General features: G+C 33.2%; 11 protein-coding genes. 10 read left to right on the top strand and 1 reads right to left on the bottom strand.

The features are described from left to right. Nucleotides 1-106 precede the first annotated feature (106 nt). The 5 genes from aroB (at nucleotide 107) to recQ (ending at nucleotide 6,622) form a co-directional block, all read left to right on the top strand. Entirely contained in the window at nucleotides 107-1,174 is a 1,068-nt protein-coding gene (aroB, locus tag GWR14_RS00470; RefSeq protein WP_163406984.1) for a 3-dehydroquinate synthase, read from the top strand. A 293-nt stretch (nucleotides 1,175-1,467) separates the two neighbouring features. Beyond that, nucleotides 1,468-2,871, top strand: a complete 1,404-nt coding sequence (locus GWR14_RS00465; protein WP_163395530.1) for a type III PLP-dependent enzyme domain-containing protein — start codon at nucleotides 1,468-1,470, stop codon at nucleotides 2,869-2,871. A 105-nt stretch (nucleotides 2,872-2,976) separates the two neighbouring features. Further along, nucleotides 2,977-3,945 (top strand): deoxyhypusine synthase family protein, encoded by a 969-nt coding sequence (locus GWR14_RS00460; protein ID WP_163406983.1) that lies wholly within the window; start codon nucleotides 2,977-2,979, stop codon nucleotides 3,943-3,945. 7 nt (nucleotides 3,946-3,952) lie between these two features. Continuing rightward, entirely contained in the window at nucleotides 3,953-4,366 is a 414-nt protein-coding gene (locus tag GWR14_RS00455) for a DNA primase (protein ID WP_163406982.1), read from the top strand. A gap of 138 nt (nucleotides 4,367-4,504) precedes the next feature. Next, nucleotides 4,505-6,622 carry a DNA helicase RecQ gene (gene recQ, locus GWR14_RS00450; protein WP_163406981.1) on the top strand — a complete coding sequence of 706 codons (2,118 nt, stop codon included), beginning with the start codon at nucleotides 4,505-4,507 and terminating at the stop codon, nucleotides 6,620-6,622. A 96-nt stretch (nucleotides 6,623-6,718) separates the two neighbouring features. On the opposite strand, the gene lon is transcribed toward recQ, so the two are convergent. Next, nucleotides 6,719-9,172 (bottom strand): endopeptidase La, encoded by a 2,454-nt coding sequence (lon, locus tag GWR14_RS00445; RefSeq protein WP_163406980.1) that lies wholly within the window; start codon nucleotides 9,170-9,172, stop codon nucleotides 6,719-6,721. Between the two features lie 285 nt (nucleotides 9,173-9,457). On the opposite strand from lon, the gene GWR14_RS00440 reads away from it, so the two are divergent. From GWR14_RS00440 to GWR14_RS00420, 5 genes are all read left to right on the top strand, one after another. After that, on the top strand, nucleotides 9,458-10,015 hold the full coding sequence (locus GWR14_RS00440; protein WP_163406979.1) for an RNA polymerase sigma factor: 558 nt from the start codon (nucleotides 9,458-9,460) through the stop codon (nucleotides 10,013-10,015). Then, entirely contained in the window at nucleotides 10,012-10,548 is a 537-nt protein-coding gene (locus tag GWR14_RS00435) for an anti-sigma factor (protein ID WP_163406978.1), read from the top strand. The genes GWR14_RS00440 and GWR14_RS00435 overlap by 4 nt, the downstream gene beginning before the upstream one ends. Beyond that, complete coding sequence (locus GWR14_RS00430; protein WP_163406977.1) at nucleotides 10,532-11,593, top strand: DUF4097 family beta strand repeat-containing protein; 1,062 nt, start codon at nucleotides 10,532-10,534, stop codon at nucleotides 11,591-11,593. The genes GWR14_RS00435 and GWR14_RS00430 overlap by 17 nt, the downstream gene beginning before the upstream one ends. A 159-nt stretch (nucleotides 11,594-11,752) precedes the next feature. Further along, nucleotides 11,753-12,640 (top strand): carbon-nitrogen hydrolase, encoded by an 888-nt coding sequence (locus GWR14_RS00425; RefSeq protein WP_163406976.1) that lies wholly within the window; start codon nucleotides 11,753-11,755, stop codon nucleotides 12,638-12,640. A gap of 2 nt (nucleotides 12,641-12,642) precedes the next feature. Beyond that, complete coding sequence (locus GWR14_RS00420) at nucleotides 12,643-13,680, top strand: agmatine deiminase family protein (protein WP_163406975.1); 1,038 nt, start codon at nucleotides 12,643-12,645, stop codon at nucleotides 13,678-13,680. Nucleotides 13,681-13,686: the final 6 nt, after the last annotated feature.

Below are 13,686 nucleotides of genomic sequence, written 5' to 3'. Positions count from 1 at the left end.
CTTGTAATTAAAACAGATGTTCAATTTTAAAACAAATTAGAATCGGGTTTTGAATATTATTTAGTTAAAAATGCCTTATTTTGCGGATTCAATTAACCGAGGAATTATGCAATCTATTCAAGCAAATAATTATTTAGTACATTTTAACCAAAATGCATACGAAGCTTTAAACAACCATTTAAAAGAAAACAAATACTCTAATATATTTATCATTGTTGATGATAAAACAAATGAGCATTGTTTACCTAAATTTTTGCCTTTACTGGAAACCGATTTAACTATCGAAATTATCGAATTTGAATCAGGCGAAGCCAATAAAAATATAGAAACCTGTATTGAAGTATGGAATGTACTTACTGAATTAGGTGCAGACAGAAAATCTCTTGTTATTAATCTTGGTGGAGGCGTTGTAACTGATTTAGGAGGTTTTGTTGCTTCGACATTTAAACGGGGAGTGAATTTCATTAACATTCCGACTACCTTATTATCTATGGTAGATGCTTCTGTAGGAGGAAAAACCGGTGTTGATTTAGGAAATCTTAAAAACCAGATTGGTGTAATCAATGTTCCTCAAATGGTTTTAATTGACACTCAATATTTAGAAACTTTACCGCAAAGCGAAATGCGTTCCGGTCTTGCAGAAATGTTAAAACATGGCTTAATTTATGATGCACCATATTGGAGACAATTTTCGGATTTAAAATCGATTGTTTTTGATGACTTAGATCAATTAATATATCGTTCTGTCGAAATCAAAAATGAAATCGTAATTCAGGATCCAACAGAAAAAAATATCCGCAAGGCTTTAAATTTTGGCCATACTTTAGGACATGCTATCGAAGGTTACTTTTTAGAAAGCGAACACAAAACAACATTACTGCATGGTGAAGCTATTGCTGTCGGAATGATTTTGGAAAGCTATATTTCATTACACAAAAACCTTATTTCATCTGAAGAATATACTGAAATCAAAACGGTAATTAAAGATATTTATGACGATGTAAAGTTTGAAGAGGAAGACATCGATCCGATATTAGAATTACTTATTCATGACAAAAAAAATGAGTATGGTTTAATTCAGTTTGCACTAATTGAAGGCATCGGAAAGATAAAAATTAACCAATCTGTTGAAAATAAATTAATTCTGAATGCGTTTCAGGATTATAAGTCTTAAACTTTTTTTAAGGAAAAGCGTTGCATTAGGTATATATTATTTTTTACATTTGCCACAATGAAAACAAACAGCAGACAAAGACATTTCAGCTCTTACAGAAACCGCCTCAACAGCTCTTTATTAAGAATGTTGAACCGTTTCTACAATAGCAGAAGTCCTTTTTGTTTTGACGTTTTTTTGTGTTCAAAGGCAGAGCACGAAAAACTGGAAATTGTATTTGCCAATATCAGGGTTTGAATTTAAGATTTAGAGACGTTTACTAAATTTAAAATACATTCTAAATACTGGACTAAATGAATACAAAATATTCTGATTTAATCAACCAAACTTATTATTTCCCTCAGGAAGAGTTCAAGCTGAACAAAGACAACTTATTGTTTCACAATATCGATTTAATGAAATTGGTAGAGCAATATGGTACTCCTTTAAAATTCACCTATCTCCCACAAATTTCTGAAAACATCAACAAGGCAAAAGCCTGGTTCAGAAAATCGATGGAGAAAAACAAATACGAAGCAAAATACTACTACTGTTATTGCACAAAAAGCTCTCATTTTGAATACATTATGAATGAAGCTTTCAAAAACAATATTCACGTAGAAACATCATCTGCATTTGACATTAATATTGTAGAAAATCTGCTTGAAAATGGTAAAATTAACAAAAGTACTTATGTTATCTGCAACGGTTTCAAAAGAGACGAATATATTACCAATATTGCACGATTAATCAATAATGGTCATAAAAATACCATTCCGATTATTGACAACTACGAAGAGCTTGATTTACTTCAGGGAGAAATCAAAGGTAAATTCAAAATAGGAATCCGTATTGCTGCAGAGGAAGAACCAAAATTTGAGTTTTACACATCAAGATTAGGTATCGGATACAAAAACATTGTATCATTTTACAAAAAACAAATTCAGGAAAATGACAAATTAGAGCTTAAAATGCTTCACTTTTTCATTAATACCGGAATTAATGATACGGCATATTACTGGAATGAGCTTGTAAAATGTATCAAAGTATACATCGCACTTAAAAGAGAATGCCCTACTCTTGACGGACTAAACATTGGAGGTGGTTTCCCTATTAAAAACTCACTTGCATTTGAATACGATTACCAATATATGATTGACGAAATCATCAATCAGATAAAAATTGCCTGTGATGAAGCCGAAGTTGATGTTCCTAATATATTTACGGAATTTGGATCATTTACTGTAGGCGAAAGTGGTGGCGCAATCTACCAGATTTTATATCAAAAACAACAAAATGACAGGGAAAAATGGAATATGATCGATTCCTCTTTCATTACCACTTTACCTGATACCTGGGCTATAAATAAACGTTTTATTATGCTGGCGGTAAACCGTTGGAATGATACTTACGAGCGGGTTTTACTGGGAGGATTGACCTGTGATAGTGATGACTATTACAATTCTGAACAAAACATGAACGCAATTTATCTACCTAAATACAATAAAGAAAAGCCATTATACATTGGTTTCTTTAATACGGGGGCGTATCAGGAAACCATTGGAGGATACGGAGGTTTGCACCACTGTTTGATTCCACAGCCAAAACATATTTTGATTGATCGTGACGAAAACGGAATTTTGGCAACTGAAGTTTTCTCAGAACAACAAACTTCTGATGATGTTTTGAAAATTTTAGGTTACACTAAAAAAGCATAAAAAAAAACTGTAAATTAAAAATTGGTATTTATAAAATTATTAATTTGCAGTATACCCAAAGGTTAAACTTAATTCAAAAAAAAAAAAAACAAAAAAAACAAAAAAATGAAAGGACCAATCAGTCAGTTTATTGAAAAACATTATTTGCACTTTAACTCTGCTGCCTTGGTTGATGCTGCTAAAGCATATGAACAGCAATTGGCAAACGGAGCTAAAATGCTTGTAAGTATGGCTGGCGCAATGAGTACAGCAGAAATAGGTAAAATTTTTGCAGAAGTAATCAGACAGGACAAAGTTCAGATTATTTCATGTACCGGAGCTAACTTAGAAGAAGACATCATGAACTTAGTAGCGCACTCTCACTATGAAAGAGTACCAAACTATCGTGATTTAACCCCGGAAGACGAATGGGCTTTACTTGAAAGAGGATTGAATCGTGTTACTGACACCTGTATTCCTGAGCATGAAGCATTCCGTCGTTTACAAAAGCACATTTACAAAATCTGGAAAGATGCAGATGATAAAGGTGAACGTTATTTTCCGCATGAATTCATGTACAAAATGCTATTATCAGGTGTTTTGGAAGAATATTACGAAATCGATCTGAAAGACAGCTGGATGTATGCAGCAGCAGAGAAAAATTTACCTATTATTGTTCCGGGTTGGGAAGACAGTACAATGGGGAATATTTTCGCATCATACGTAATCAAAGGAGATTTGAAAGCTTCTACCATGAAATCGGGTATTGAATACATGACATTCCTTGCTGACTGGTATACAAAAAACAGTGAAAACGGAATTGGTTTCTTCCAAATCGGTGGTGGTATCGCAGGAGACTTCCCTATTTGCGTAGTCCCAATGTTATACCAGGATATGGAAATGCATGATGTTCCGTTCTGGAGTTATTTCTGTCAGATCTCAGATTCTACAACCAGTTACGGTTCGTATTCCGGAGCAGTTCCAAACGAAAAAATCACTTGGGGTAAATTAGACATCAACACCCCTAAATTTATTATTGAGTCGGATGCTACAATTGTCGCTCCGTTAATTTTTGCTTATTTATTAGATTTATAGGATATTTATGAAAAGAGTTATAGTAGACTACGCCAAACTTACTAACGAAATTTTGAACCTTTTGGTAGAAAAATTTCCTGACGGTTATGATGATTCGGATGTTATTCGTTTCAGAAATGCTAAAAACGAATTAGTCGAAGCTGTTGAAGTTCGTACTGAAGACACTATTTATTTAGTAAAAATTAGTACTAAACTTGCTGACAGAATCGAAAATTACGATGAAGACGACGACATGGATCTTGATGTAGACAACATCGAACCAGTAAAAGGACTTGATCTTGACGATGATAGTGATGATGACGATGATGACGATAACCAGGATAAGCCTGATACAGACGGTGGAGATGGCGATGACGATGATGATGATGAGGACAAAGATGATGTTTCAGACGAAGATGATGATGAAGATGATGAAGATTAATTCATTTATTTCAAAATAAATTAAAGGAACTCTATTCGGGTTCCTTTTTTTATTGTTTTATAACAAATTATAAATCTGAAAGAATTAATTTATAAGAAAAATATTATTTTATTTTATCTTTGAAAAAATTATCAGCCAATGAATTCAGAAATATTACACGCCAGACTAAAAGAAAATTTTGGTTTTGAAAAGTTCAGACCTAACCAGCAAAATATTATAAATACCATATTATCAGGTCAGGACACACTTGCTATTATGCCTACTGGAGGAGGAAAATCCATATGTTTTCAGCTGCCGGCTTTAATTTTACCAGGAATTACAATTGTTATTTCTCCATTGATTGCTCTGATGAAAGATCAGGTCGACAGCTTAAAAACCAACGGAATTTCAGCTTGTTACATCAATAGCAGTCAATCAGTCGAAGAACAGCAATTTTACATTGATAGTTTAAAATCAAATACTTTTAAACTTGTTTATATTGCTCCTGAAAGCTTATCATATCTGGATGTTGTATTTAGCGAATTAACGATCAGTCTGATTGCCATTGATGAAGCACATTGCATTTCGTCATGGGGACATGATTTTCGTCCGGCATATACCAATCTGGGCTATTTAAAAAAACGCTTCCCTTCTACTCCAATCCTTGCTTTGACTGCTACAGCAGACAAAGCAACCCGTACCGATATTACAAAACAATTAAATTTAAAAAACTTCAAAACTTTTATTGCTTCTTTCGATAGAAAAAATTTAAGTTTAGAGGTTCGTCCGGCACTTGACCGCGTAAAACAAATTATTGATTTTGTAGAAAACAAACCAAATGAATCCGGTATTATTTATTGCCTGAGTAGAAAAACAACGGAAGAATTAGCCGAAAAACTTAAAAAAAGCGGCATCACAGCAAAAGCATATCACGCCGGACTGGACAATACTTTACGGGCTAAAACACAGGATGAATTTATAAATGATGATTGTCAGGTAGTTTGCGCTACTATTGCTTTTGGAATGGGGATCGACAAATCGAATGTTCGCTGGGTGATCCATTATAATTTACCAAAAAATATTGAAGGGTATTATCAGGAAATTGGACGTGCCGGCCGTGATGGATTACCAGCTGAAACTATTTTGTTCGAAAGTTATGCCGACGTAATCCAACTTCAAAAATTTGCCTCAGAGGGTTTGAATTCCGATGTACAGCTGGCAAAATTGGACCGAATGAAGCAATATGCTGACGCATTAAGCTGCAGAAGAAAAATACTGCTCTCTTATTTTGGCGAACTGGTGACCGAAAATTGTGGCAATTGTGATATTTGCAAGAATCCGCCAACATTTTTTGACGGAACAATTTTGGCACAGAAAGCTTTATCTGCTATTACCCGTTTACAGGAATCTGAACCTTTAGCTGTAATTGTTGATTTTTTAAGAGGCTCAAAAAATGCTCACATCTACGATAAAAACTATCAAACCTTAAAAACCTACGGAATTGGCGCTGACATTTCCTGGTACGACTGGAATCAATACCTTATTCAGTTAATAAACCTGGGATATTGCGAAATAGCCTTTCATCAACACAATAGAATTTTACTGACTCCTTTTGCCAAAAAAGTTTTGTTTGAAGGTGAAAAAGTAAAACTGACAACCGTAATTAAAAAAGTAATTGATAAAAAAGAAATAAAAGAAGTAAAAAGCAGGATTAAAACAGTTGATGGTTCTCTTTTTGAATCCCTAAGAAAATTGCGTTACGAAATAGCCCAAAAAGATGAAGTTCCTGCTTATGTCATTTTTAGTGATGCTGCATTGAGACAAATGGAAACTTTACGCCCGATGAGCGATGAAGAATTTCTTGCTATTGACGGAGTCGGAAAGGCAAAACTCGAAAAATACGGCTCTGAATTTATAAATACCATTATAGAATTTCAAAAGAATAAAAAAACAAATACGAAATCTAAAAAAGAAAGCAACACCTATAAAGCAACTTTAGAATTATTTCAAAAAGGAGTGAGCGTTGAAGAAATTGCCGAAACAAGAAATTTAGGAATTTCAACTATTATTTCCCATCTCGCAAAATTATATCTGGATGGAATTGATATTGATGTCAGTCAGTTTGTTTCCGATAAAGAAGTAGCGGAATTGCAAAAAGCCCAAATTGAACTTGAAAATCCAAATGCCTTAAAACCTTATTTTGATCACTTTGAAGAAAAAATGGGTTATGATAAAATCAGATTTGGTCTTGCTGTACTTGAAAAAAACAATCAATAAAGATTAAAAAATAAACAATAAAAAATTCCAAATTCCAATCTGTCTATTCAGTTTGGAATTTGGAATTTATAATTTTGGAATTTAAAACCAGAAATTTTATTTCAAAGTTTTTGCGTTTTTCACATTCTGATCTGTCAAAGCCAGGGCTAAAACTTCACTCATTTCTTTCACATAATGAAAACTCAAACCCTCTAAATATTCTTCTTTAATTTCATCAATATCAGATTTATTTTCGTGGCACAAAATAATTTCCTTAATCCCTGCTCTCTTTGCTGCTAAGATTTTCTCTTTAATTCCGCCAACCGGTAAAACTTTCCCTCGAAGGGTAATTTCGCCAGTCATAGCAAGACTTTTCTTCACTCTTTTTTGAGTTAATAAAGAAACAAGAGATGTCAGCATTGCAATACCGGCACTTGGTCCGTCTTTTGGTGTAGCACCTTCAGGAACATGCAGGTGGATATTATATTTTTGGAACAAAGATGAATCAAGTCCCAGCTTTTTAGCATTTGCTTTAATATATTCTAAAGCAATTGTAGCCGATTCCTTCATCACATTACCAAGATTTCCTGTAATACTCAAAGAGCCTTTTCCTTCAGAAATCAAAGATTCAATAAACAAAATATCCCCTCCAACACTTGTCCAGGCAAGACCTGTAACTACTCCTGCAACATCATTATTTTCGTATTTGTCACGCTCTAATCTTGGCACACCTAAAACAGTAACAATATCTTCATCTGTAACTTTTTTATTGTACTCCTCTTCCATTGCCACCGCTTTTGCTGCGTTACGAATTACCTGAGCAATTTTAGTTTCAAGATTACGAACTCCAGATTCTCTGGTATAACCTTCAACAATTTTTTCTAATTGTTTTTTGCCAATAGTCAAATCTTTAGCTGTTAATCCGTGTGCTTCTAATTGTTTTGGAAAAAGGTGTCTTTTTGCGATTTCTACTTTTTCTTCAATTGTATAACCTGACATTTTGATTACTTCCATTCTGTCACGCAAAGCTGGTTGAATCGCCGCCATATTGTTTGAAGTCGCAATAAACATTACTTTAGATAAATCATAACCCATTTCGAGGAAATTATCATAAAAAGCATTGTTTTGCTCCGGATCCAAAACTTCTAATAATGCAGAAGATGGATCACCACTGTTTCCATTTGATAATTTATCGATTTCGTCTAAAATAAAAACCGGATTTGAGGTTCCTGCTTTTTTCAAACTTTGAATAATACGTCCCGGCATTGCACCTATATACGTTTTTCTATGTCCGCGAATTTCTGCTTCGTCACGCAAACCACCTAAAGAAATACGAACATATTCACGGCCTAAAGCTTCTGCAACAGAACGCCCAATAGATGTTTTACCTACACCCGGAGGTCCTGTCAAACAGATAATTGGCGATTTCATATCGTTACGAAGTTTCAAAACAGCCAAATGTTCAATCATTCTTTTCTTAACTTCATCAAGCCCAAAATGATCTTTATCTAAAATTTTCTGAGCATGTTTTAAATCAAATTTATCTTTAGAATATTCACCCCAGGGCAATTCCAAAAATAACTCCAGATAATTACGCTGAATTCCAAAATCCGGAGATTGTGGATTCATTCTGCGCATTTTTGACAATTCTTTTTCGAAATGTTTCTGCGTTTTTTCGTCCCATTTTTTGGTTTTCGCTTTCTGTCCCATTTCATCCATTTCTTCTTCCTGCGAAACGCCTCCCAATTCTTCTTGAATGGTTTTCATTTGCTGATGAAGGAAATATTCACGCTGCTGCTGATCTAAATCAAAACGGACTTTTGATTGAATATCATTCTTCAGTTCTAATTTCTGAAGCTCAATATTCATATAACGTAACGTTTCTAAAGCACGTTCTTTCAATCCATTTATCGATAAAAGACCTTGTTTTTCTTTTACGGATAAATTCATATTTGAAGAAACGAAATTGATCAAAAACGATTGGCTTTCAATATTTTTAATTGCAAAAGTAGCTTCAGACGGAATGTTGGGACTTTCCTTAATAATCTGAATAGCCAATTCTTTCACAGAATCTAAAATAGCTGTAAATTCAGTATCATCTTCTGTAGGGCGTTCTTCCGAAACTTCTTTAATTGTTGCGGTCAGATAAGGCTCTTCTGAAACTACTTCATCAATTTCAAAACGTTTTTTACCTTGTAAAATAACCGTAACATTCCCGTCAGGCATTTTTAAAACACGAAGAATTCTGGCAACAGTCCCTATTTTGTGAATGTCATCTTTTGACGGATCTTCGTCTTCTTCATTAATTTGAGAAACTACTCCAATAATTTTCTCACCTGCATTCGCATCGTTGATTAACCTTATTGATTTATCTCTCCCTGCCGAAATCGGAATCACAACACCAGGAAATAAAACGGTATTTCGTAAAGGTAAAATCGGGAGTGAAACAGGAAGTTCTTCATTATTCATTTCCTCCTCATCTTCCGGAGTTAATAATGGAATTAATTCTGCTTCTGAATCCAATTCCTGAAGTGACAGATTGTCAATAGTAAGTATTTTATGATTTGACATAATAATATATAAGTCGTTTTGTCATTAAAAGATTTGTCCTAATCTCAAACACAAGTTAGAAAAGCAGTATTTTAAACAAAAACATGCTAAAAATTGTCTTTGAAAATCAGGTCATAAAAATAGACAATCATTATGCCAAAAACAAAGACATTTCATTTGAAGTTTGATTTCAAAACTATTCAGCGCAAGAATTACGGGCATTTTAAAAAAAATACAATTAATTTTAATAAAAACTGTAACAAACCAAAAAAAACAAAGTCATTATAAGAAACCAGCAATCATTAATTGAAAATAACCAGTCAAAATATCGAAGAATTAATCACACTTTGTAAAGAGAATAATCAAAAAGCACAATTTGAAATTTACAATCGTTACTGTAAGGCTATGTATAATGTAGCTTTCAGAATTGTAAAAGACGAACATTTTGCACAAGACGTCATGCAGGAAGGTTTTTTGAGAGCTTTTACCAAAATTAACGATTATAAACAGGAAGTTGCATTTGGAGCCTGGCTCAAAAAAATCATTGTGAATTACAGCATTGATTTTTATAAAAAGAATAATGCTTTTCAGATGGAAGACCTGAACAAAACACTTTATAAAATCGAAGAAAACGATACTTTTTTTGCAGAGAATATCGATTTGAATTCACTTAAAGTAAAACAGGTTTTGGATGCTATTTCGGGTTTGAAAGACAATTACCGAATGGTGTTGACGCTCTTTTATATTGAAGGTTACGATCAGGAAGAAATTAGCGAAATCTTAAATATCAGTTATGCCAATTGCAGGACTACATTAAGCAGAGCTAAAGAAAGTTTGCGAAAAAAATTAGAAGAAGATATATGAAAAAGGAAAATGACAACTTAGAGGAATTATTTAAAAAATTTGAAAATCAATGGGATGTTGAAGAAATTAATCCCGGCCATCAAATGGATTTTTTAAATAAACTAAACAAAAAACAAACCAAGAAAAAAAATTATGCTGTTTGGGCAATTGCTGCTTCGATAGTGATTTTACTGGGCGTATCTGTTTTTTACAACAATAATGAAAAACCTAAGGAATTTAAGTTTGCATCAAAAGAAACCAAACAGACAGATTCTATTTTTAGCATTTTAATTAAAAACGAACTCGTAAAATTACACGAAAAAAATTCTCCTGAAAATGAGCAAATCATAAATGATGCTTTAAAACAAATGAAGGTTTTTGATGCCGACTATGAAAAAATCATAAAAGAGCTTCAAAAAAATGGTGAAAACAAACAAATTATTTATGCAATGATCAGCAATCTGCAGACACGAATATCTTTTTTACAAACGGTTTTGCAGCGTATTGAAGAAAATGAAAACTTAAAAAATACCACACATGAAGAAACATTATAACATACTGATTTTATTTATTTTAATTCCTTTTTTGGGATTTTCAAATGACGATACTTTTATTTCAAAGCAAAAAAATATCAAAAAAACCTATATCGTTAATTCAAATGCAGGAATTGATATCGACAACAAATACGGAAACATAACAGTATCGACGTGGGATGAGGATAAAATCGACTTAGACATCACTATAAAAGTTACCGGAGGAAACGAAGATTGGGTAAACGAAAAATTAAACAGCATTGATGTTGACATCACCGCCCTTAAGTCAATGGTCACAGCCAATACTAAAATTGGGATTTCATCTTTAAAAGGAAAAGGAAGCAGCAATAGTTTCGAAATCAATTACATCGTTAAAATCCCAAAAAACGGAACAGTAAAAATTAATAATAAATACGGTAATATTAATGCTCTTGCTTTAGAGTCCGCAACCGATATTTCCTGCAAATACGGAAAAATTACTCTTGGAAAGTTAAACGGTCCAAACAATCGTATTAAGATAGAATATTGTCAAAACTCAGCTATTGACTACATTAAAAATGGAGTTATTCAGGCGCATTATTCTGGTTTAAAAATAAACGATTCAGGAAGTTTAATCTTAGATACAAACTATACAGATTTAGTTATTTCTGATGGTCAAACCGTTAAATATGACTGTAATTACGGAAATTTTAAATTCCAAAAAATAAATTCACTTTCAGGATCCGGTAATTACCTAACCATCAATGTTGCAGAAATTTCAAATAATATAAATATTGATGCCAATTACAGCAAGATAAATGTTGGCATCATTACAGAAAAAGCTAATAATGTAAACATTAATACTGGTTATTCTGATGTTTATCTGGGGTATGACACCAATTATACATTTGATTTTAATATAAACACCAAATACGGAAATATTAAAAAGGATAATTCTTTAGATATTTCATCAACTGAAAATAAATCTACTTCAAAAAAAATAAGTGGTTATAACAAAAGAAAAGGCGAAAATAAAGTCACCGTAAACTCAAATTACGGAAATGTAAGCTTAATCAAAAAACAATAATATTTAGAACAGTTTTTCAATCATCAGAACACCGGTATATCAGTACTGGTGTTTTTTTTTTATTAATAGAAACATATAAGAAATTTTAGTTTTACATGATCCATACAGCTTTTGTCATTCCTTTAAAAATTACTATTTTTGCACTCTAAATTTTATGTCATGCCGAAAAGAAAATATAAAATAGCCGTTATTCAGTTAAACCTTAATGACGTTGCCGAAAATAATCTAAAAAAATGCATTAGCTGGGTAAAAGATGCTGCCGGTAAAGGTGCAGAAGTCATCCTTTTACCAGAATTATACAGCAGCCATTATTTTTGCCAAAGCGAAGATGTAGATAATTTTGCATTGGCAGAACCACTTTACAGCACTTCATTTATTGCTTTTAGTGAACTGGCAAAAGAGTTAGGAGTTGTTATTATTGTTCCTTTCTTCGAAAAAAGAATGGCAGGAATTTACCACAATAGCGCTTACATTATTGATACTGATGGAACTGAAGCAGGATTATACCGCAAAATGCATATTCCGGATGACCCTCATTTTTACGAAAAATTTTATTTTACACCAGGTGATTTAGGTTTTCAGGCAATTGAAACTAAAAAAGGAACTATCGGAACTCTGATCTGTTGGGATCAATGGTATCCGGAAGCAGCACGTATTACTGCTCTAAAAGGTGCCGAAGTATTATTCTACCCTACAGCAATTGGATGGCATCCAAAAGAAAAAGAACAATACGGCGAAAATCAATATGGAGCCTGGATGAATGTTATGAAAGGACACGCTGTTGCAAATGGTGTTTTTGTTGCAGCAGCAAACCGAATAGGTTTAGAAAAATATATTGAAGGAACTGAAGGAATTCAGTTTTGGGGAGCGTCATTTATCTCTGGTCCGCAGGGTGAAATTTTAGCTCAGGCCTCACATGATCAGGAAGAAATCTTAATCGCAGAAGTTGACTTAGATTTACAGGAAAATGTACGTCAGAACTGGCCATTTTTCAGAGACAGAAGAATTGATGCTTTTGGAGATATCACAAAAAGAGCGATTGACTAACTATGAGCAACAATAGAAGATTCCCGGCAGAATGGGAAAAGCAACAGGGAATTGTGTTATGTTTTCCTCATAACGGAAACGACTGGCCTGGAAAATACGAAGCCGTTCAATGGGCTTTTGTCGAATTTATTAAAAAAGTAGCCACTTTTGAAACTGTATTTTTAGTCGTAGCCGATGAAAAATTAAAAGAAAAAGTTGCCGAAATGTTAGAAAGAGCACGTGTCAATATTCCTAACATATTCTTTATCATTCACAAAACCAACAGAAGCTGGATGCGTGATTCAGGACCAATTATTGTAAAAAATGGTTCTAAAAGAGAAGCTTTGAATTTTAACTTCAATGGCTGGGCAAAATATAAAAACTACCAATTAGATAAATTTGTTCCCGGTAAAATTGCTGATTTTATTGATGTTCCTCTAACTCAGGTAATGTATAAAGGAAAACCTGTAATTGTAGAAGGCGGAGCGATTGATGTAAACGGAAAAGGAACTTTATTAACTTCTGAAGAATGCCTGATGCATCCTACAATCCAGGTTCGGAATGCTGGTTTTACCAAAGAAGATTACGAAGCTGTTTTTAAAGAATATCTTGGGGTTACTAATGTAATTTGGTTAGGAGACGGAATCGAAGGTGATGATACGCATGGTCACATTGATGATTTATGCCGATTTGTAAATGAAGATACAATTGTAACAATAGTTGAAACCGATAAAAACGATTCAAATTACAAACCTTTACAAGATAATTTGAAACGTCTTCAAAACGCAAAATTAGAAAACGGAAAATCTCCTGTAATTGTAGCATTACCAATGCCAAAACGTGTTGATTTTGAAGATTTACGTTTGCCAGCCAGTTATGCCAACTTCCTGATTCTTAACAATTGTGTTTTAGTACCTACATTCAATGACAGCAACGATCGTATTGCTTTAAATATATTGGCAGAATGTTTCCCTGATCGTGAAGTAATAGGAATAAACTGTATCGATTTTATTTGGGGATTCGGAACTTTACATTGTTTAAGTCAACAGATACCGGCATAAAATATT

Source organism: Flavobacterium ajazii (genome assembly GCF_010614725.1).
Lineage (GTDB): Bacteria > Bacteroidota > Bacteroidia > Flavobacteriales > Flavobacteriaceae > Flavobacterium > Flavobacterium ajazii.
This window is presented reverse-complemented; position numbering and strand designations above follow the sequence as displayed.

Coding starts and splice junctions, on each gene's coding strand:
- recQ (WP_163406981.1), top strand. CDS start 4,505: ATGAATTCAGAAATATTACACGCCAGACTAAAAGAAAATTTTGGTTTT.
- GWR14_RS00460 (WP_163406983.1), top strand. CDS start 2,977: ATGAAAGGACCAATCAGTCAGTTTATTGAAAAACATTATTTGCACTTT.
- GWR14_RS00425 (WP_163406976.1), top strand. CDS start 11,753: ATGCCGAAAAGAAAATATAAAATAGCCGTTATTCAGTTAAACCTTAAT.
- GWR14_RS00435 (WP_163406978.1), top strand. CDS start 10,012: ATGAAAAAGGAAAATGACAACTTAGAGGAATTATTTAAAAAATTTGAA.
- GWR14_RS00420 (WP_163406975.1), top strand. CDS start 12,643: ATGAGCAACAATAGAAGATTCCCGGCAGAATGGGAAAAGCAACAGGGA.
- lon (WP_163406980.1), bottom strand. CDS start 9,172: ATGTCAAATCATAAAATACTTACTATTGACAATCTGTCACTTCAGGAA.
- GWR14_RS00465 (WP_163395530.1), top strand. CDS start 1,468: ATGAATACAAAATATTCTGATTTAATCAACCAAACTTATTATTTCCCT.
- aroB (WP_163406984.1), top strand. CDS start 107: ATGCAATCTATTCAAGCAAATAATTATTTAGTACATTTTAACCAAAAT.
- GWR14_RS00430 (WP_163406977.1), top strand. CDS start 10,532: ATGAAGAAACATTATAACATACTGATTTTATTTATTTTAATTCCTTTT.
- GWR14_RS00455 (WP_163406982.1), top strand. CDS start 3,953: ATGAAAAGAGTTATAGTAGACTACGCCAAACTTACTAACGAAATTTTG.